7 protein-coding genes are annotated in these 19,036 nt (G+C 64.0%); 2 read left to right on the top strand and 5 right to left on the bottom strand.

What is annotated here, in order from left to right:
• Nucleotides 1–55: 55 nt before the first annotated feature.
• Together E1956_RS30495 and E1956_RS30500 are read right to left on the bottom strand one after the other, a co-directional pair.
• Nucleotides 56–1,030: an alpha/beta fold hydrolase gene (locus E1956_RS30495; RefSeq protein WP_232072107.1), complete on the bottom strand. Its 975-nt coding sequence runs from the start codon at nt 1,028–1,030 to the stop codon at nt 56–58.
• Nucleotides 1,027–2,439, bottom strand: a complete 1,413-nt coding sequence (locus E1956_RS30500; protein ID WP_134756236.1) for an NAD(P)/FAD-dependent oxidoreductase — start codon at nt 2,437–2,439, stop codon at nt 1,027–1,029. Before E1956_RS30500 ends, E1956_RS30495 begins: the two co-directional genes overlap by 4 nt.
• A gap of 957 nt (nt 2,440–3,396) precedes the next feature.
• Here E1956_RS30500 and E1956_RS30505 point away from each other — a divergent pair.
• The gene (locus E1956_RS30505; protein ID WP_134756238.1) at nt 3,397–4,713 is read left to right on the top strand and encodes a pentapeptide repeat-containing protein; all 1,317 of its coding nucleotides are present in this window, start codon (nt 3,397–3,399) and stop codon (nt 4,711–4,713) included.
• Between the two features lie 266 nt (nt 4,714–4,979).
• On the opposite strand, the gene E1956_RS30510 is transcribed toward E1956_RS30505, so the two are convergent.
• Entirely contained in the window at nt 4,980–5,984 is a 1,005-nt protein-coding gene (locus E1956_RS30510) for an alpha/beta fold hydrolase (RefSeq protein WP_232072109.1), read from the bottom strand.
• Between the two features lie 33 nt (nt 5,985–6,017).
• Here E1956_RS30510 and E1956_RS30515 point away from each other — a divergent pair, with 33 nt between their 5' ends.
• Entirely contained in the window at nt 6,018–6,545 is a 528-nt protein-coding gene (locus E1956_RS30515; RefSeq protein ID WP_197732968.1) for a GNAT family N-acetyltransferase, read from the top strand.
• Between the two features lie 85 nt (nt 6,546–6,630).
• Here E1956_RS30515 and E1956_RS30520 read toward each other — a convergent pair whose 3' ends face one another.
• Both E1956_RS30520 and E1956_RS30525 read right to left on the bottom strand, forming a co-directional pair.
• On the bottom strand, nt 6,631–8,334 hold the full coding sequence (locus E1956_RS30520) for a ShlB/FhaC/HecB family hemolysin secretion/activation protein (protein ID WP_134756240.1): 1,704 nt from the start codon (nt 8,332–8,334) through the stop codon (nt 6,631–6,633).
• A 76-nt stretch (nt 8,335–8,410) separates the two neighbouring features.
• Nucleotides 8,411–18,781: a YDG domain-containing protein gene (locus E1956_RS30525; protein ID WP_134756242.1), complete on the bottom strand. Its 10,371-nt coding sequence runs from the start codon at nt 18,779–18,781 to the stop codon at nt 8,411–8,413.
• Nucleotides 18,782–19,036: the final 255 nt, after the last annotated feature.

Consider the following 19,036-nt stretch of genomic DNA (forward strand, 5'->3'; position numbering starts at 1 on the left):
TTGCAACGCGATTCTAAATTGCCGAACGATGTATCGCGTCGCGCAATCGTGCCGGTCACCCATCGAGTTCGTTCAGGAAGGAGAGCAACAACCGGTTCACTTCCCGGGCGCGCTCGCGCTGCAACCAATGGCCCGCACCTTCGAGCACATGAGCGCCGCGCAACCCCGGCAGCACTTGCGGCAACGCGGCGACGCGTTGCTGCATGCCTGGAAACCGCAATACGTCGTCGCGCGAGCCACCCATGAAGAGTGATGGCTGACGAATCGGGCAACCATACCAGGGGGCGAGCAGTTCCGCGGTCCTGCGGATTGCGCGATACCAGTTCAATCCACCACGGAAGCCGGTGCGTCGGAACTCCCCGACGACATAATCGAGGTCGTCCTGAAGAAGCCATTCGGGCAATACGTCGGGGTCGACGGTGTTGTCGAGGAGGCCGGCGCCTGGGGCGAGGATGCCGGCGACCACACGTCCCGGGCCGTCGCCCGACATGCTGAACGTCACACGGCGCAGGGTTGCCGCGACATCGGCCTGAAGCTCCGCCTCAGCAACACCCTCTTGCTGGAAGTACTGCATGTAGAAGGTCGTCACGCCCTGCTGCTCGAGCGCCGTCAGCAAGTCGGTCTTCGCGGGCGGGACATAGGGGACGCTCAGGCCGACGACGGCACGGAAGACGTCGGGTCGTAGCAGCGCACTGTTCCAGGCTGCGGGAGCTCCCCAGTCGTGGCCTACGATTACCGCCGAACCGGCACCGAGTACCCTGACCAGTTCCACCATGTCGCCTGCGTGGTGCAGCATCGTGTACTGCGCAGGGTCGGCCGGCGCGTCGGTACCGCCGTAGCCGCGCATGTCCGGCGCCGCGGCGCGGTAGCCCGCGTCCGCGACCGCAGCCATCTGCGCGCGCCAGGATACCCATGACTCTGGAAATCCATGGCAAAACACCACGAGCGGCCCATCGCCCTGCAGCGCGACACGCATGCGGATGGCGCCGACCTGCAGCGTCTCGAGCTGCACCTCGCAGGGGGCGCTCACGCTGCCTCCGCTGCTGCCAGCAATTGCCCAATGCGCTGCGTCGCATCCGAAGCCTTGACTCCGACGGCCTTGAGAAGGTCCTGCACGGCAGAGTCCATCACCACGTCTTTGAGAACCACAACCTGCCCATTGAGCCGGCACTGCCTGAGCCAGGCGCTCAGGTCGGGGTTCTGCTGCCAGCGTGCTGCATTGACGAGACTCGGCAGCCACATGCGCAGGTAATCGATCGGCAGTTCGGGCGCGGGCACAGGCATGCACATCGCGTTCTGTTCCTGCGGATTCGCCAGGTGCGCTTCGACCCAGGCGATCACGCTGCCCGAAAACACTGGCTGGCACCAGCGGACCATCAGGAGGTTGATCGCTTCATCCTGGAACACCGGCACGTCTGGCACCGGCTGGATCGCGCAGGCCGTGCAGTCGATGTACAGCGTGTCAGGATCGGCGGCGAGTTCCCCCTTCTCCAGTACGATGCGCGACGGCTCGATCGCGCGCACGCGGCCCAGCCGCACGATCTCACCGATCTTGCGCAATTGGGCCATCTCGCCGCGCGAAACGAGTGCGCAGCGGTAGGTCGTGGGCTCGATGGCAGGGTCGATCCGCATCAGTGCGCCGCCCGCTTCGAGTCGCCGGAACAGGTCGGGGACGTCGCGCGCGTCGCGGATCGCATCGAATTGCACGACGTTGTTCTCGAAATAGCGCCGCCAGCCAGCCGGGCCGGGTTGCATGTTGGCACGGTCCATCACCCAGGCGTCACGCGGCATGATCCAGCGGATGCGTTCGTGCGGCACACCGTTCTCGATCAACCAGATGCACGCATCCATGCCGGTCTTGCCGGAGCCAACGACGGTATAGCACGCGTACGGCCGCGTAACCTTCGGCAGCCCGTTGCAGGGAATGCATTGCACACCCGCGGCCACGCTGTATTTTGGCGGGTGAGTGGACGGCACCTCGGTTTTCGCGTGCGTGGCATTCACCCATTTGCGCCGCGCGTGCACCTCGTACTCGGCGCCGGTCAGCAGCGAGCGATAGCGGTGCGTACGGCCGTCACTCGCGAAGTGATCGCATTTCGGGAACCACTGCACGCGGCCAGAGGGAATGAAGCGCTGTTTCATCACCTGCTCGAAATGCGCGAGCACCTCGGCTCCCGAGGACAGACCCAGCATTCCTTCGTTAAAGCCCGTCGCCTCATGCGACCAGTCACTCAGTTCGCGCGACGCCACGCCATACCAGGCGGAAGGCTGGTGCAGCCGCACATACGGATAGGCGTCGTTCCAATGGCCACCGGGGCGGTGGTGGCGATCCACCATCACGACTCGCGCATCGGGCGACTCGGTGAGCAACGTGTCGACGAATGCCATGGCGGTGGCGCCCGTCCCTGTCACGAAGTAGTCGGACTCGATCGGTGCCATGTCACTCTCCTTAATGGGAGACGTTAAAGCTGTTTCATCACGAGCCCGGTGCGTTACACCGTCGCCGCGTTTCTACGTTGATCGATTAGATCGAGCATCCGCAGTGGAAAGGCGAGCGCACACTCGGCCGGCTCTGACTGTAGATGGCTTCGAGCGGAGCATTGGGCGATGAAGGTTTCAAGAACGGGCGAGGTCATGAGGGAATTGTGCCTCTGCTTCTGGCGGGCGTGGCGACAACCCTCGACGCTCGGCAGTTGCCGGAACAATATCTTGAGGACGATATGCGAAGTGCAAGAAGCGACAAGCTATTCTGGAGAAGAAGTGTCCGCGACCGCACACAACGGATGGCGGTATGCAAACACATGTACCAGCCATCTGTGAGAATGAGAATCTAACCCGAGTCGCAAAATTTGCAGGGGCGGATCGAGCGACCGCTTTTTGAGCAGACTCGCCGTTTGACTGTCCAGTCAGTCGAGGACGCGAAAGACGGCTCCTGGCCGAACACGGTCCGATGGTGAGTCGATGACGGATGCTGTCGTCGACCCGACTGCATCCGGCAGAAGTCGACCCATTTCCGCCTTTCCGCGTAGAACCGCAGAAACGGCAGCTTTCGAGATACAACGGTCCTTCCTGCGATTACGTGGTGCAGGACGTATCTCGTTTCTCCGTCCGAGAGGGATGCATAAAACGCGACGCGATGCCAGGCGATGGCTGGCCAGAGCGCGATATGGGTGGTGCATTTAAAGCTTAACTGCAGCGTTCGAGGCGATAGCGACTATGCGGATTGAATGCGCTCCAATCGATATCAGACGGGAGTAATGTTATCTGTTCGTTAGAGCACTTTCATGCGCAAAAGATTTTGATCGTTCGGTTTTTAAGCTATTGCAACAAAAAGATAGATCGGCTTGAATAAATGATGCTTTTGATAGCCTAAAAGATCCAGATGGAGATAGCGACGTGAGTAGTGCTAACACATTCCAATGCTCAGCGGACCATCGATCAAGGACGGCGTGCCAGGGAGAGGGGTTTTTTCGCGAACACGAGGGCAAGCGCTATTGTGTGCTCCACTGCCCTTGCGACGACAAGGGCGAATCCTTTCTTGGTGCAGTCAAACGGAAGATTTCCGCCCATGACTGGAATTTTCATGGCGTTTGGTTTTCAGAGGCCATCGATCTGTTTCGCGAACAGGAAGCGACGGGAATGGTCGATTTCAGCAATGCGAAATTCCGCGGCTACGTCGACTTTTCGAAATGCAGGATTCTTGCAGATAGTTCAATCCTCTTTATTGCTACCGAATTCCATGACAGGGCAATGTTTGTCGATACCCGGTTCGGAAACGAAGTCTCGTTCAACTACGTGGAATTCGCGGACGGCGCGAATTTTGAGGATGCCCGATTTGAGGGCCATGCCGGATTTTACGAAACGCGAGGAAAGGGAGAATTGTACTTCGTAAGAGCCACTCTTGAATCTGGTCTCACGGTCAGATCGCCGCAATTCGCCGGGGAGATATGTTTCCGTCATGCGAGTCTATCTGGCCCGATAGAAGTCTCAGGCACAGACCGAAGTACTCTATTGGCTCAAAGGCTCGATCTCTGGGGTGCGATCATCGCAACCCCGGAGAGCGTGACCTTCAAAGAGTGTCGACTAAGGTCCGACTGGTTTCGGCTTGTCGATCCCAGCCGCTTCAGGTTCCTGGATGTTCGCTGGGATATTGCACCGGCGCGCATGCTGGTGAAGGATTCTTGGTATAGGGAGTTAGGAGAGCCGGGGCATGAGGCCCTATCGGCGGTTCATCGGGCCCTGGCAGCAAACGCGGAGGAGCACCTACGATTCGACGAGGCGTCCCGCTTTCGATATGCGGCGTTTGACTCGATGCGCCTGAGGTTGTTTCACGGCTGGGCGATCTGGGACGTGCGGTGGTGGTACTGGGCCCTGAGTGGATACGGTGAGCGAGCCGGCCGCGCCCTATCGATCTTACTGGGGATTTGGGTGGTTTTCGCTGGTCTGTACATGTTGCCTGGTGTTGGGTTCGAGCGCTGGGAGGTCAAGGCAGCAAATGAAAAGGAAGCCATAAGTGCCCAACCCGATGTTCATGGTGCGCCGCTCGGCTTCACCAGCGCGCTGATCCATAGTCTGGAAGTCATGTCCTTCCAAAAGCCGTCGCCAAATCCCGCGTCCCCGCCGGCACACGCACTTGTCGCGCTGGAGGGAATTCTTGGCCCACTGCAAGCAGCGCTCTTCGCGCTGGCAATCCGCCGCAAAGTTTCGCATTGAGCGTCGCCCAAGATATCGGCGAGACATTCTTGGAGAAATTCAACCAAACATCAGCACGTTCCAAGCCGAAATGACTCCAATGACCAACGACTTGAACTTGACGGATTTCTGTGCCTGAATGTCCGGTGCCTGGTGCGAAGCCGACCCCCGAATGTCGATATAGGATCGCGGGTAAGCGTCCGTAGACGGCCGCACTGTGTCCCACGCCCATGCGATGCGAACGTCCCAGGTGTCTGCCTCATGCGGTCAGCTTTCCCCGAAGAGGCTCAGTCGCGACGATTTGCGCGCACCGCATCTACGACAGCATTCACGGCACGAATGACTACGTCCGGCCGCTCAAATTGAATGTCATGGTCCGAGTCAACATATTCGTGGCGGCTATTCGACGACCACGAAGCTTCATCATCCTGCAATCGCTTCCAGATGGCTCGCACTTGCTTACCCTGAGCGCTCGTTATTTTCATCGCTTGAAGAGCGGCCGGCGAGAACGGCGCCACCGCCGTCAACACATAAAGAGGGCGCTGCCCAAGTTGACGAAACGTGCCAGCCTCCGCAAGTGTCTCATTCAAGGCGTCGTTCTCGCGCAGCATCGCTCCCAGGGATGTGGGCGCGTATGCCCTGATGGCCTGAACGTCTGCAAGACTTTGATTCGGTGCTTGTGGGACCAGGCTTGGCGCCAGCGCGCGCACCAGTCCGCTCCACGCCAGCGATGCGCCGATCTCAGCCACCTTCGGGTCTGGGGGCGGCATAACCGTCTGAAGTTCCTTCACCTGATCTGGGTGCGATGCATCTACGAATACCAGGCCAGCGACGTCTGCACCGTAGTATTTCGTGTAGGTCATGATGTACGGGCCGCCCAACGATTGTCCGACCAGCACAAACGGACCATGCTCGCCTGCTATACGTAACGCCTGGTGCAAATCTTCGGCGACCGCTTTTGCATCATGAGCCGCTTTGCTCGGCCCGCTCCACATAATTCCTGCACGGCTATAGGAGCATGCACGGGACTTCGCGGCCACAGAGGGTAATACCGCTGACCAACTCAAAGCACCATTTATGTCCAGGCCAGATTCAAAAACCACCGTCGGCGATCCAGTGCCGATGCAATAGAGCTGGATTTTTCGATCACCCATGTCAACGAGTTCACCTGGTGGAGGAAAACGCTGCGTGATCAAGTGCCGCTCGTAAGCCTCGTAGGTGCTACCCGATGCGGTGACAAGCACGATTAATGCGAGTGCCGAACATGCGATCCGAATCATCCAGCGTTTCACAACGTTTCCTCACTGAGCAGGTCACGAGGAATTATGCACGCCTTCGATACAGACTCCTTCAGCTATGATTCTTTCGACGAAAGCTCGACGAGACCCGATATGCCTATGCCCCGCTTTGAGATTCGTTCCGTGACCGCAGACGATTACGTCGGATGGCGCCAACTCTGGGACATGTACTGCTCCTTCTATCACGTGAACCTCGACCCGCACGTGACAGCTCAAACGTGGCGCCGGATCAACGAACTGACGATCCCGATTCACGGCCTGCTTGCGCAGAGCGTGGGCGGTGAATTACTGGGCTTATGTCACTACGTCTGCCATCCGAACACCTGGAGCGACCGCACAGTTTGCTACCTGGAGGACGTGTTCGTTGCGCCCGTGGCCCGGCGCATGGGCGTTGCCACATCCTTCATCGAGAAACTGAAGTCGATTGGCGTGGCGGAGAACTGGACACGAATCTATTGGATAACGAACGGCGACAACATGGCGGCTCAGGCCACGTATGACCGGGTGGCGAAGCGCAGCGGGCACGTCCGCTACGAGATCTCGTTAGACGACTGACCTTTGCATACAGTCACCCTGCATGATCGAACGTCTCGACTTGCCAGCGACGGTGCTGCGCCCTGCCTGCTTCATCCACTCGCCCCTAAAACGCCTTGCGCATCTGCACCCAGCAGTGCACGGACGTATTGGCATTGGCGCTGAGAATCTCCGGCGTCCTGCCGAACGGGAATGCCACACTGGCGCTCACGAGCAGTTTGTACGGCCCGTTCCACTGCACGCCGAAGCCTGCGCTGCTCAACTGTCCCGTGTTGGGCCCGGGAACGAACGTATTCTTGTATTGCTGCACCCAGCCCGTATCGACGAACGCCGAGAACTGCCAGATGCCCGGGATATTCTGGAACGTCGCGTCGTGCCGGTATTCGAACGTCGCCAGATAACCGCGCGAGCCGGACAGCACGCCCACGTCGTAGCCGCGCACGCTATCCGGGCCGCCCAGGTAGAACTGCTCGGAGGTATCGAGGTTCTTGCTCGCGTTCTGCCCGGAGAAGCCGAAGTAAAGCGCGTCGCTCTTCGTGATCTGTTGCAGCCGCGAGAGCGATAGCGCGAGCTTGATGTAATGGCCGGCCGTGTCGGCGCCGAGCTGGTCGATGATGTCGGTCTGCAGATTGTTCGCAGAACTGACGCCATAAGTCATCGCCAGGCGCCCATTGGACACGCCGGTCGAGTCGAGCTGGTCGCCCGACAGCGTGGTGGTCATGCTATTCGTATGGCGATCGCTCTGCAGGCCGATCACGTCGATGTTGTCGTTGAGCCTGCGGAAGTCGTACTCGATCTGGCCATACAGATTGCCGCGCGTATTGCGGATCAGCGGCTGCGAGAGCACCGCCCCGGCGACGAAGGCCGAGCCGTGCGCATCGAGGTCCGAGAGGTCGTTGCGCAGATGATAGTCGAGCCCGGACACCGTGGCCCCGAGCGTCGTGCCCTGGCCGTTGAGCAGGTAGCGGTAGTCCATGCGCCCGTAGGTCATGCCGGGGCCCGTGGTCAGCGCGCTGAAGTCCAGCAGGTCGCCCTGGTTGAACGGTCCGTTGATGAACAGGTTGCCGCTGCCGCGCACGCGTCCGCTATAGGGGTCGCCGAAGTTGTCCACGCCGGCGTCGCCGCTCACGCGCTGCTGCGACGTCACGTCGACGAGCAGGTCCGAGGTGCCCACCTGCTGTCCGGGCCGCACCGTCGAGCTCACCTCCGCGCCGGGAATGTCCTGCATCAGCAGCAGCGTGCGCTCGAGCTGGAACTCGCTGACCGGCTGCCCCGACTGCAGCGCCGCGAGCGTGTTGTTCAGCACGCGGCTCGATACGCTGCTCTGGTTGTTCAGCGCTACGGCGCCGTAGCGCGCCTCGGCCACGTCGATGCGCACCACCCCGCCCTCGATCGTTTGCGCGGGCACGTAGGCCGTGGCAAGCGGGTAGCCGTGCTCGTGATAGACGTCGCTGATGCTGTCGGCCAGCGCGTTCAGGTCGGCGAGCGTGAGGTTCTTGCCCTCGCCCGCGGCGACCACCTGATGCAGCAGCTCGGTGGGCAGCTCGGTGTTGCCCGTGATCTCGATCTTGCGGACCGGGAACGTCTTCGTGTTGTCGGCCGGCGCTTCCTTCGGCTGCTGGATCGTGAGATCGAGGTTCGAGGGAGGCGGCTGCACCGAAGGCTGCGGCACCTGCTGAAGCAGCTGGCCGCTGCCGCTGTTGGGCGCCGCCACGCGAACCTGCGCGTGCGCGGACAGCGCCGCGGTGGCAACGGTGATGGCGAGACAAATCCGTGTTTTACGCAAGCGGTTCGAGCGAATCTCGATCATGGTATGTAGATGTCTTGTCGCGCTGCCGCGCGTGCGTTGTTCTGCGTTGTCTTTTGCCTCCGCGCGGAGGCCTCACTCAGTTCGCGGGCAAGCGGACCCCTCCGTTGAGCACCGTGAGCGCGAGCCCGGGATGGAAGTCCGCGTGCGACACGTTGCGCTCGTTCGGATGCTCTTCCTGCTTCTGGTTGCCGGCGTAGCTGCCCTGCGCGGTGTCCGAAGCGGTGCCGTACGGCGTCGTCGGGTCGTCGGGCGCGAGCGGCGCCTGAACGTTCGCGAGCGTGCCCGACGGCACCGGCGAAACCGGCGCGATGATGTCGGCGGTCAGGCCCGATGGTTGCACGAGCACGTAATTGCCCGCATCGGCGCCGCCCGTCGTCATCGCCGTGGTCACTGGCTTGTTGAAGCCCACGGCCGGATTGTTGAAGTAGCCCACGTCAGCGTTGCCGAGCGTCACCGTGTCGTTGCCGAGCACGCCGGAGAGCCGCGCATCCGTGAGCGCGTCGAGCACGGTGCCGTCATAGGCGCGGTTGGTCGTTTCCGTGCCCACCACCGTGAGCGGCGCGGGCGTGACCGTCACCCAGTCCACGCCGCCCGCCAGCGTGTAGTTCCCGGCGAGCGCCGCGCCGTTGCCGGTGAGCGTGTAGCCGCCGAGCCCGCCCGCGGCGAAGGCGTTCTGATTGCCGACGTTCTTCGTCGCGAGCGTACCGCTGCCCGAGAGCGTGAGCGTCTCGCCGTTCACGCCCTGCAGCACGCCGTTCGCGCCGAACAGGCCCGCCGCCGCGCCGGTGGTCGCGTCGTACACGCGGCTGCCCGTGAGGTTGAGGACGACCGGCGTGATGTCGGCGAACGTGCTCGCCGTCGTGTTGAACGTGTAGTTGCTCGCGGCCGCGCCGCTCGCCGTGATGCCCGCCACCGAGACGGCAATGCCGTTGCCTGCGTTGGGCGTGGCGAAGCTGGCCGACTGCTCGCTGAAGCTGATGTTGTCACCGCTCAGGATGCCGTTGCTCGCGAGACCGACCGTAGCCGCGCTCGTGCCGTCGTAGACCTTGTTCACGCCCGTTGCCGTCACGGTGACGGCCAACGGCGTAATGGTGACCCAGTCCACGCCGCCAATGAGCGTGTAGTTGCTCGCCAGCGCGCCGCCGTTGCCGGTGAGCGTATGGTTCGTGCCCCCTCCCGCAATGAACGGCTGCTCGCGTCCGACGTTTCTCGTCGTGAGCGTGCCGTTGCCGGAAAGCGTCAGCGTCTGCCCGGCCACGCCCGTGAGCTGCCCGTTGTTGCCGAAGAGGCTCGCGTCGGCCAGGTTCGTGCCGTCGTAGACGCGGGTGCCCGTGAGGTTCAGCACGTAGGGCAGGATGTCCGCGCTCGTGGTCGCCGTGTTGCTGTACGTGTAGTTGCCGAGGTCGCTGCCCGTGCCCGTGATGCCGGCTACGTTCACCGGAATGCCTCTGCCCGCGTTCGCCGTGGCGAAGTTCGCGCTGCCGGCCGTGAAGGTGGCGGTGTCACTGCCCACGAGGCCGCTCACGGTCAGCCCGTTGAGCGCGGCCGTGGTCGTGGCGTCATACGTCTTGTTCTGCGCGGTGGCCGTGATCGTCAGCAGCTTCGGCGTGATGTCCGCGCTCGTCAGCACCACGGACTGTCCGAACGAGTAGTTGCTGAGGTCCGTGCCGCTGCCGGTAAGGCCGACGACGATCGGGATGCTCGTGCCGACGTTGGCCGTGGTGAAATTGGCCGAGTCGTAGCCGATCTGGGCGTTGTCGCCCTGCACGAGGCCGCTTACGCTGAAGCTGCCGAGCGTCGCCACCGTCGTGCCGTCATAGACCTTGTTGTTGCCCGTGGCCGTGATCGTCAGCGCCTTCGGCGTGATGGTGACCCAGTCGCCGCTGCCGAGGCCCAGCGTGTAGTTGTTCGCGAGCGCGCTGCCGTTGCCCGTGAGCGTATAGCCCGAGAGGCCGTTCGCGGCGAACGGATTCTGCGTGCCGACGTTCTTCGTGGAGAGTGTGCCGGTGCCGGAAAGCGTGAGCGTCTCGCCGCTCACGCCGGTGAGCACGCCGTTGTTGCCGAACAGGGCGGCATCGGCGCCCGTCGTGCCGTCGTAGACGCGCGTGCCTTGCAGGCTCAGCAGATACTTGAAGATGTCCGCGGTCGTGGTGGCCGTGGTGGCGAACGTGTAATTGCCGAGGTCGCTGCCCGTGCCCGTGATGCCCGCTACGTTCACCTGGATGTTGTTGCCCGCGTTCGCCGTAGCGAAGTTCGCGCTGCCAGCCGTGAAGGTGGCGGTGTCGCCGCCCACGAGGCCGCTCACGCTCAGGCCATTGAGCGTGGCCGTAGTCGTGCTGTCATACGTCTTGTTTTGCGCGCTGGCCGTGATGGTCAGCGGCCTCGGCGTGATGTCCGCGCTCGTCACCGCCACCTTGCTGCCGAACGTGTAGTTGCTGATGTCCGCACCGGTGGCGTAGAGGAGGACCGTGATCAGGATGTTCTGTCCGACATTGGCGGTGGCGAAATTGGCCGAGTTGTAGTTCACCGATGCGTCGTCGCCCGACACGAGGCCGTTCACGCTGAAGCTGCTGAGCGTGGCGTTCGTCGTGGCGTCGTAGACCTTGTTCTGGCCCACGGCCGTGATCGTCAGCGGCTTCGGCGTAATGCTGACGAAGTCGCCAGCGCCGGTGCCCAGCGTGTAATTGCTCGCGAGCGCGCTACCGTTGCCCGCGAGCGTATAGCCCGAAAGGCCGCCGAGCGTGGCGAACGGCTGCGCCGAATTCACGTTCTTGCTCGCGAGCGTGCCGCTGCCGGAAAGCGTGAGCGTTTCGCCGTTCACGCCGGCCAGCACGCCGCTCGCACCGAACAGCGTGGCGTTGGCGCCCGTCGTGCCGTCGTAGACGCGCGTGCCTTGCAGGACCAGCACATATGGCGTGATGTTCGCCGTGACGCCCGTGGGCTGCGCCAAGGCGTAGTTGCTCTCATCCGTGCCGCTCAGCCCGAAATTGGTGGAGACCGCGATGCCGTTGTTGACGTTCGGGCTCGCAAACGTGCCGTTGGCGGTGTTGGTCAGCGTGACCTGATCGCCGCTGAACACGCCGCTGAGCGCCGAGTTGTGGAGCGTTGCGTTGGAGGTGCCGTCGTAGGTCTTGTTGTCGGCCGTGGTGCCGGTCACGCTCAACGGGGCAGGCGTGACCGTCAGCCAGTCGGTGCCGCCCGCGAGCGTGTAGTTGCTGGCGAGGCCGCCGTTGCTGCCGTTGCCGAGTGCGAGCGTGCCGAGCACAAACGGCTTCTGGGTGCCGACATTCTTGTCGTTCAGGACCCCTGAACCGCTCAGCGTGACCGTCTCGCCGTTCACGCCCGCGAGCGTGCCGCCGCCGAAGTTGCTTGCGTCGGCGCTGGTCGTGGCGTTGTAGACACGCGAGCCGGTCAGGTTCAGCACGTAGGGCGTGATGCTCACCCAGTCCGTGCCGCCGGCAAGCGTGTAGTTGCTCGCGAGCGCGCTGCCGTTGCCCGTGAGCGTGTAGCCCGCGAGGCCGTTCGTGGCGAACGGCAACTGGGTGCCGACATTCGGCGAGGACAGCGTGCCGGTGCCGGAAAGCGTCAGCGTTTCGCTGTTCGCGCCGGTCAGCACGCCGTTCGCGCCGAACAGCGTGGCGTTGGCGCCGGCCGTGCCGTCGTACACGCGCGTGCCCTGCAGGTTCAGCACGTAAGGCGTGATGTTCGCCGTGATGCCCGATGGCTGCGCCAACGTGTAGTTGGCCGCATCCGTGCCGCTCAGTCCGAAGTTGGTGGAGACCGCGATGCCGTTGTTGACGTTCGGGCTCGCAAACGTGCCGGTGGCGGTGTTGGTCAACGTGACCTGATCGCCGCTGAATACGCCGCTTAGCGCCGAGTTGTGGAGCGCCGCGTTGGTGTTGCCGTCGTAGACCTTGTTGTCGGCCGTGGTGCCGGTCACGGTCAGCGCGGCCGGCGTGACCGTCAGCCAGTCGGTGCCGCCCGCAAGGGTGTAGTTGGTGGCGAGGCCGCCATTGCTGCCGTCGCCGAGCGCGAGCGTGCCGAGCGCGAACGGCTTCTGGACGCCGACGTTCTTGTCGCCCAGTACCCCCGACCCGCTCAGGGTGACCGTCTCGTTGTTCACGCCGGCGAGCGTGCCGCCGCTGAAGTTGCTTGCGTCGGCGCTGGTCGTGGCGTTGTAGACGCGCGAGCCGGTCAGGCTCAGCACGTAGGGCGTGATGTTGGCGCTCGTCGTGGCGGTGGTGTTGTCCAGCACATAGTTGGTGGCATCCGCGCCGCTCATGCTGATGCCGGACACGTTGATCGTGATGCCGGTGCCCGCATTCGGCGTGACGAAAAGCGCCGAGGTGTCGCTGAACGTCACCTGGTCGCCCGGCGCCACCTGGGCGCTCGACAGGTCGACGGTGGCCGTGGTGTTGGCGTCGTAGACCTTGTCGTGCCCGGTCGCGGTGGCCACGGCAATGTGCAACGCGCTGATGTCGGCCGTGATGCCGCTCGGCTGCTGCACGATGTAGTTGCCCGAATCGGTGCCGCTCAGCCCGAAGCTCGTGGACACCGGGATGTTGTTGCCGACGTTCTTGGTAGCGAACGTGCCGTAGACGGTGTTGGTCAGCGCCACCTGATCGCCGCTGAACACGCCGTTGAGCAACGAGTTGTGGATGGTCGCCGTGGTGGTTCCGTCGTACGTCTTGTTGTCGGCATAGGTCCCGGTCACGGTCAGCGTGTAGGGCGTGATCGTCAGCCAGTCCGAGCCGCCCACGAGCGTGTAGTTGCTGGCCTGGCCGGTGCCATTGCCGAGCGCTAGCGAGCCGAAGCTGGCGAACGGCTTCTGGGTGCCCACATTCTTGTCGTTCAGCGTGCCGGTGCCGGTCAGCGTCAGCGTCTCGCTATTGACGCCGGTGTTGATCGTGCCGCCCGGCGCGAACACGCTCGAGTTCGCACCGTTCGTGGCGTCGTAGACGCGCGTGCCCTGCAGATTGATGATGCGGGCCAGGATGTTGGCCGTGGTATTCGCCGTCGTATTGTTCAGCGAGTAATTGGCGGCATTGGCGCCCGTTGCCGTGATACCCGTCACCGTAACCGGCAGGTTTTGCCCGACGTCGGCCTGCGAGAAACTGGCCGAATAGCTGAACGTCAGGTTATCGCCCGCAATCAACGGCGAGTTGGTGAGGTTGACCTGGGCACTCGTGTTGCCGTCGTAGTACTTGTCGATGCCGGTGGCCGTGACCGTGATGCCGAGCGGCGTGATGTTCGCGGTAATCCCCGTGGGCTGAATGAGCGTGTAATTGCCCGAGTCCGTGCCGGAGATCGTCATGCTCGTGGAGACCGGCTTGCCGTTGCCCACGTTCTTGTTGTTGAACTGGCCAAGCGTGGTGTTGCCCAATGCCACCTGGTCCGAGCCCAGCACGCCGTAGAGCGTCGCGCCCGATAGCGCGGCGGCAGTGGTGCCGTCGTAGACCTTGTTGGCCGCCAGGGTATTGAGCACCGTGAGCTGCGCGGGCGTGATGGTCACCCAGTCCACGCCGCCCACGAGCGTGTAGTTGCTCGCGAGGCCGCTGCCGTCGACGAGCGCCAGCGTGTTGAGGCCGGGAGCGCCGGCAACGAATGGCTGCTGCCTGCCCACATTCTTGGTGGACAGCACGCCAGAACCCGTCAGGCCCAGCGTCTCGCCGTTGACGCCGGCAATCGTGCCGTTGCTCGTCAGGAACAGGCTTGCGTCGGCGCCGGTCGTGGCGTCGTAGACGCGCGTGCCCTGCAGATTGATGATCTTGGCCGTAATCTCGCCGAGCGTGCCGGTGGCCACGGTCGGCAAGCTGTAATTGGACAGGTTCGTGCCCGCCGTCGCCGAGTAATCGGACGGCTCGAGCGTCGCGCTTATCCCCACATTGGTGCCCACATTCGGCGACAGGTAGCCGCTCGCGGCGGTCTGCGTGATCGTGGCGCCCTGATTGCCGACGAAGCCCGAGAGCGTGAAATCGGACGCGCCGAGACTCACCGACGTGGTGCCGTCGTACTGCTTGATGGGGTTGCCCGTGATCGTGACCGTGATCGGCGCCGGTGTGATGTTCGCAAACAGGCCCGACGGCTGCGACACGGAGTAGTTGCCCGCCTGCGGGCCGCTCACGGTAAAGCCGTTCGCGGTAACGACCAGGTTGTTGCCCACGTTCGCCGTGATGAACTGACCCGTGGCGCCACCCGACGAGAGCGTGACGCTGTCGCTGCCGAGCACGCCCGAGAGCGTAGCATTGCTGGTGTTGATCGTGGCCGTGGTCGTGGCGTCGTAGACCTTGTTGTTCGCCACCGCGCCGGTCACGGTGAGCGGCGCGGGCGTGATGTTCGCGGCAAGCCCGGTGATGGGCTGCAGCGTGTAGTTGCCCGCCGCGCTGCCCGAAATGCTGAAGCCGCTCGCCGTCACGGCAATGCCGTTGCCCACGTTCGACTGGGCGAACGTGCCGGTGGTGGACGTGTTGAGCGTGACGTTGCCCGTGTCGGACGGCACGAGACCCGAGAGCGTTGCGCTGCTCACATTGAGCGTGTCGGCCGTGGTGGTGTCGTAGACCTTGTTGGTCGCGTAGGCGTTGATGATGTACAGCGGCGCGGGGGTGATGATCCCCGGCCCCGAGGCGGTGAGGGGCAACAGGTAATTGCTGAGCAGCGTGCCGCTGTTGGCCGTGTAGTTGCCCGGCACGAGCGATCCGCTGACGAGCCAGGTGCCCGCGCTCGACCTCGCGTAATTGAACTGCGAGGTCGGCGTCACGCTGCCGCCCTCGCCGCTCACGAAGCCGGCGACCGTCAAGTTGCTGCCGGTCACGGGTGCGATCGTGTCGCCGTTGTAGACCTTCCTCGGCAGGCCGGTGATAAAGACCGTCAGCGGCGCCGGAAGAATGGTGCCCATGCCATAGGCGGCGACCGGGAACGAATAGTTGTTGAGGTCGGTGCCTGCGTTCGGCGTCAGTTCGGACTGCGTGAGGCTCGCCGTCACCGGCTGGGACCCGGCGTCCTTCGAAGCGTACTGCCCGGTGATGGTCTGGTTGACCGTCGCGCCCTGGCCGCTGACGAAGCCGCTAAACGTGAAACCGTCCGCGGGAATCGTGGCGGTCGTGGTGCCGTCGTAGGTCTTCGTCGGGTTGTCCGTGATCGACGCCGTCAGCTCGCCGGGGCCGATCTGCCGCTTCACGATCGTGCCCATGCCCGTCGCGAGGGTCGGCAACGCGTAGTCGGAGAGCAGCGTGTTCGGGCCGGCCTGGTAGTCGCCGGCCGGAATGGTTGCGCTCACGTTCCAGTAGCCAACGTTGGACGACGCATAGGTGCCCGTCGGCGGGTAGGGATTCAGGGTGATGCTCTCGCCGGGAATCGCGCCGGCCACCTGGTAGTTGTTGGCCCCGAGCGAGGCCGTGTCGTTGCCGTCGTAGGTCTTGGTCGGGTTGTTGATGATGGTGACGGTCACCGGCGCGGGCGTGATGATCCCGCTCGATGCGCTGATCGTCGGCGAGAACGAGTAGTTCGACATCGCCGTGCCGGCCACCGGCACGAAATCGGACGGCGCGAGCGACGCGTTGATGGGAATATTGGTGCCCGCATGCGACGTGGCATAGGACCCCGACACCTGGCCGATGGTCGCGCTCTGCCCGCCCACGAAGCCCGTGATCGTGTAGTTCGACTGACCGAGCACGACGTGGTTGGTGCCGTCGTAGACCTTGGTCGGCGAGCCGATCAGCGTGATCGTGAGCGGCGCCGGCGTGATGTTCGCGGTAAGGCCGCTGGCGATGGCGGTCACGCTGTAATTGCTGGCCGCCGATCCGCCCAGCGTCACGCCGTTGACCGAGACGGCCAGATTGTTGCCCACGTTCGACTGGCTGAACGTGCCCGTGGCGCCGCTCGTCGACAGCGTGACGTTGCTGGCGTCCGAGGGCACGAGGCCCGTGATGGTGGCGCCCGAGAGGTTCAGCGTCGCCGCCGTCGTGGCGTCGTACACCTTGTCGCTCGCCGTGATGCCGGTGATCGTCAGCGACTTCGGCGTAATGTTCGCGGCCAGATAAAGCGGCGGCGAGATCGTATAGTTGCTGGCCTTGGCGCCCGTGAGCGTGAAGCCCGTGGCCGCCACGGCAATGCCGTTGCCCACGTTGGGCGTGGCGAACAAGCCGGACGCGCCGCTCGTGCTGAGCGCGACCTGCCCGTTGTCCGTGCTGATCACGCCGAAGATCGAAGCGCCGCTCGTGTCGAGCGTGGCGGCGCGCGTGCCGTCGTAGACCTTGTTGTTGGCGATGAGCCCGGTGATGCTCAACGGCGCGGGCGTGATGGTGCCGGTGCCGGTGGCCGTGGTCGGCAGCGTGTAGTTCGCGAGATTCGTGCCGCTGTTGGCGACGAAATTGGTCGACGTGAAGGTCGCGTTGATGGGGATGCCCGTGCCGGCGTTGGGGCTCGCGTACGCCACCGAGCTGGCCTGGTTCACGGTGGCGCCCTGCCCCTGCACGAAGCCCGTGAAGCTGTAGTTGCTGGCCGTGAGCGTAGCCGAGGTGGTGCCGTCGTAGACCGTGGTCGGGTTGTTGACGATGGTCGCCGTGAGCGGCGCGGGCGTGATGGTGCCGATGGCGGCCGAGGCCCGGCCCGTCGCCTGGTAGCCGTAGGCCGGAATGCCGGTCGCGGTGGTGACGACCACGCCCGCGAACGTCGTGGGCGAGTTCACCGTGATGCCGGTGCCCGCGTTGGACGTGGCATAGCTGCCCGTTGCGCTGGCGATGATGTCGTTGTTATAGAGCCCGGTCGTGACCAGATTCGCGTTGGTCAGGTTCGCGGTGGTGGTGCCGTCGTAGACCTTGGTCACGGAGCCCGTGAGACCCGTGAGCGTGATGGTGGGCGCGAGGCTGTAGAGAAAGCCGTTGCCCGAGGCCGCCGGGGTCGTGCCGTACGGGGCGTTGTACTGGATGTACGAGGGGATGAGGCCCCCTGTGGTGTCCTTCTTGGGATCGCTCGAATAAATCAGCCAGGGCGACGACGTGCCCGTGCTCACGGCCGCGCTGCCCGCGTTGTTCACGAAGTTGCCGGCCGTGGAGAGCGTCACGCCCGTGCCGCCCGTGATCGACCCGCCCGTCCCGATCGTCAGGTTCGCGCCGCGCGCCAGCATGGTCACGCCGCCCGCGCCGTTCACGCCCGCGTTCACGTTGATGGCGTTGTACGCATCGAGCGTCAGGGTGGCCGCCGCATTGGTCCAGCTAATCGCCGCATTGACGTTGATGTCGCCCGCGCCGGGCGACTGCACGCCGGCGCCGGTCGCGCCCGTTGCGGTCGTCTGCTCGGTGACGCTGGTGCCGCCGTTGAGCGTGTTCGAGATCGTGCTGGCCGCGTTGGCGTCGATGGTCAGGTCGGTCGGGTCGACGAGCCAGGTGCCGGCCTGCCCGAGCGGCGCGGCAGCCGTGATATGCGTATCGGGCGCGAGATTGAACTGCGCCGCCGACGTTTCGATGAAGCCGCCGTTGCCGCCATTGGGCGCGCTCGCGTCGAGCGTGCCGCCCACGTTGACCTGCCCCGCCTCCATGCCGCCCAGCAGGACGATGGTGCCCTGGTGATCCTCGACCGTCTGCGCGCGAATCTTGCCCGTGTTGTTCACGGCGCTCGCGAGCAGCGCGTCCTTGGCGCCCGCGGTCATGATGACCTGTCCGCCGTCGGCCACCAGCAGTTGGCGGTTTTCGGCCAGATTGTCGAGCGTGCTCGCATCGACCTGGATATGGACGAGCCGCGAGCCGTCGAACGTGAGCGTCGCGGCGCTGCCGCCCGCCAGCGCGATCGTGCCCAGGCGCGCGCTGATGACGCCCTGATTCGAGACGCGATTGCCGAGCAGGGCGACATAGCCGCCGTCGGCCGCCGTAATCGTGCCCTGGTTGATGACGCTGCCCTGGCCGTTCCCGCTGAAGCGGCGGGTGCTGCTGCTGAGGCTGTTGGGATCGAGGTCGAGCGTGGAAGCCACGATGCCGCCGACGTTCACGCGCGCGGACGGCCCGAACAGCACCCCGTTGGGATTGATGAGCCAGACCTGGCCATTGGCGTTCAGGTGGCCCATGATCGCGCTCGGCGTGCTGCCGAAGATGCGGTTGACCGCCAGCGCACTGGCCCCCGGCTGGACGAAATTGACCGTCTGGCCGGCGCCCACGTTGAAGCTCTGCCAGTTCAGCTGCAGCGTCTGGCTGCCCTGCTGGATCGTGGTGACCGCGCCCGCCTGGCTGATCGAGCCGATGCCCGACACGATCTGGCCGCCGCTGGGCCCGCCCGCGCCGTATGCCGGGCCGATCAACAGCCACGGCATCCCCGCCGCGAAAACCAGCGCCACCGCGCGCCGCACGCCTTTTGCGACGCGGCAAGCGCCGCTGCCCGAACGCCGCGTGGCGAGCTCCGACGCCACGACCCATTGCCTGAGCGAGCGGTTCCAGCACAAACGGTAAATATGATTCATGGCATCGCCCAAGGTATCCAGGGAAACGAGCACTATCGACACGGCGCGAAGGGCGCACGGAGAACGGAGCGCAAAGCGCTGCGCGAGCGGACGCGCCCGTTCGGACCGGTCCGTCGGGTTCGTATCACGTCGCCTTTAAACTCACCGTGTAAGTTTTGGTAATTCGGTGGAAAACCGCTATAGGGGATAAGGGTAATTTCATTGCCCCTTGGGGCAATATCGATAGAGAAACCCATCTAATATCCGATTCGAATC

The sequence above is a fragment of the Paraburkholderia pallida genome (genome assembly GCF_004524855.1).
Taxonomy (GTDB): Bacteria; Pseudomonadota; Gammaproteobacteria; order Burkholderiales; family Burkholderiaceae; genus Paraburkholderia; species Paraburkholderia oxyphila.

Excerpts from the sequence above, each read along its gene's own strand:
- E1956_RS30525 (WP_134756242.1), bottom strand. The coding sequence starts at position 18,781 with ATGAATCATATTTACCGTTTGTGCTGGAACCGCTCGCTCAGGCAATGG.
- E1956_RS30500 (WP_134756236.1), bottom strand. The coding sequence starts at position 2,439 with ATGGCACCGATCGAGTCCGACTACTTCGTGACAGGGACGGGCGCCACC.
- E1956_RS30515 (WP_197732968.1), top strand. The coding sequence starts at position 6,018 with ATGCACGCCTTCGATACAGACTCCTTCAGCTATGATTCTTTCGACGAA.
- E1956_RS30520 (WP_134756240.1), bottom strand. The coding sequence starts at position 8,334 with ATGATCGAGATTCGCTCGAACCGCTTGCGTAAAACACGGATTTGTCTC.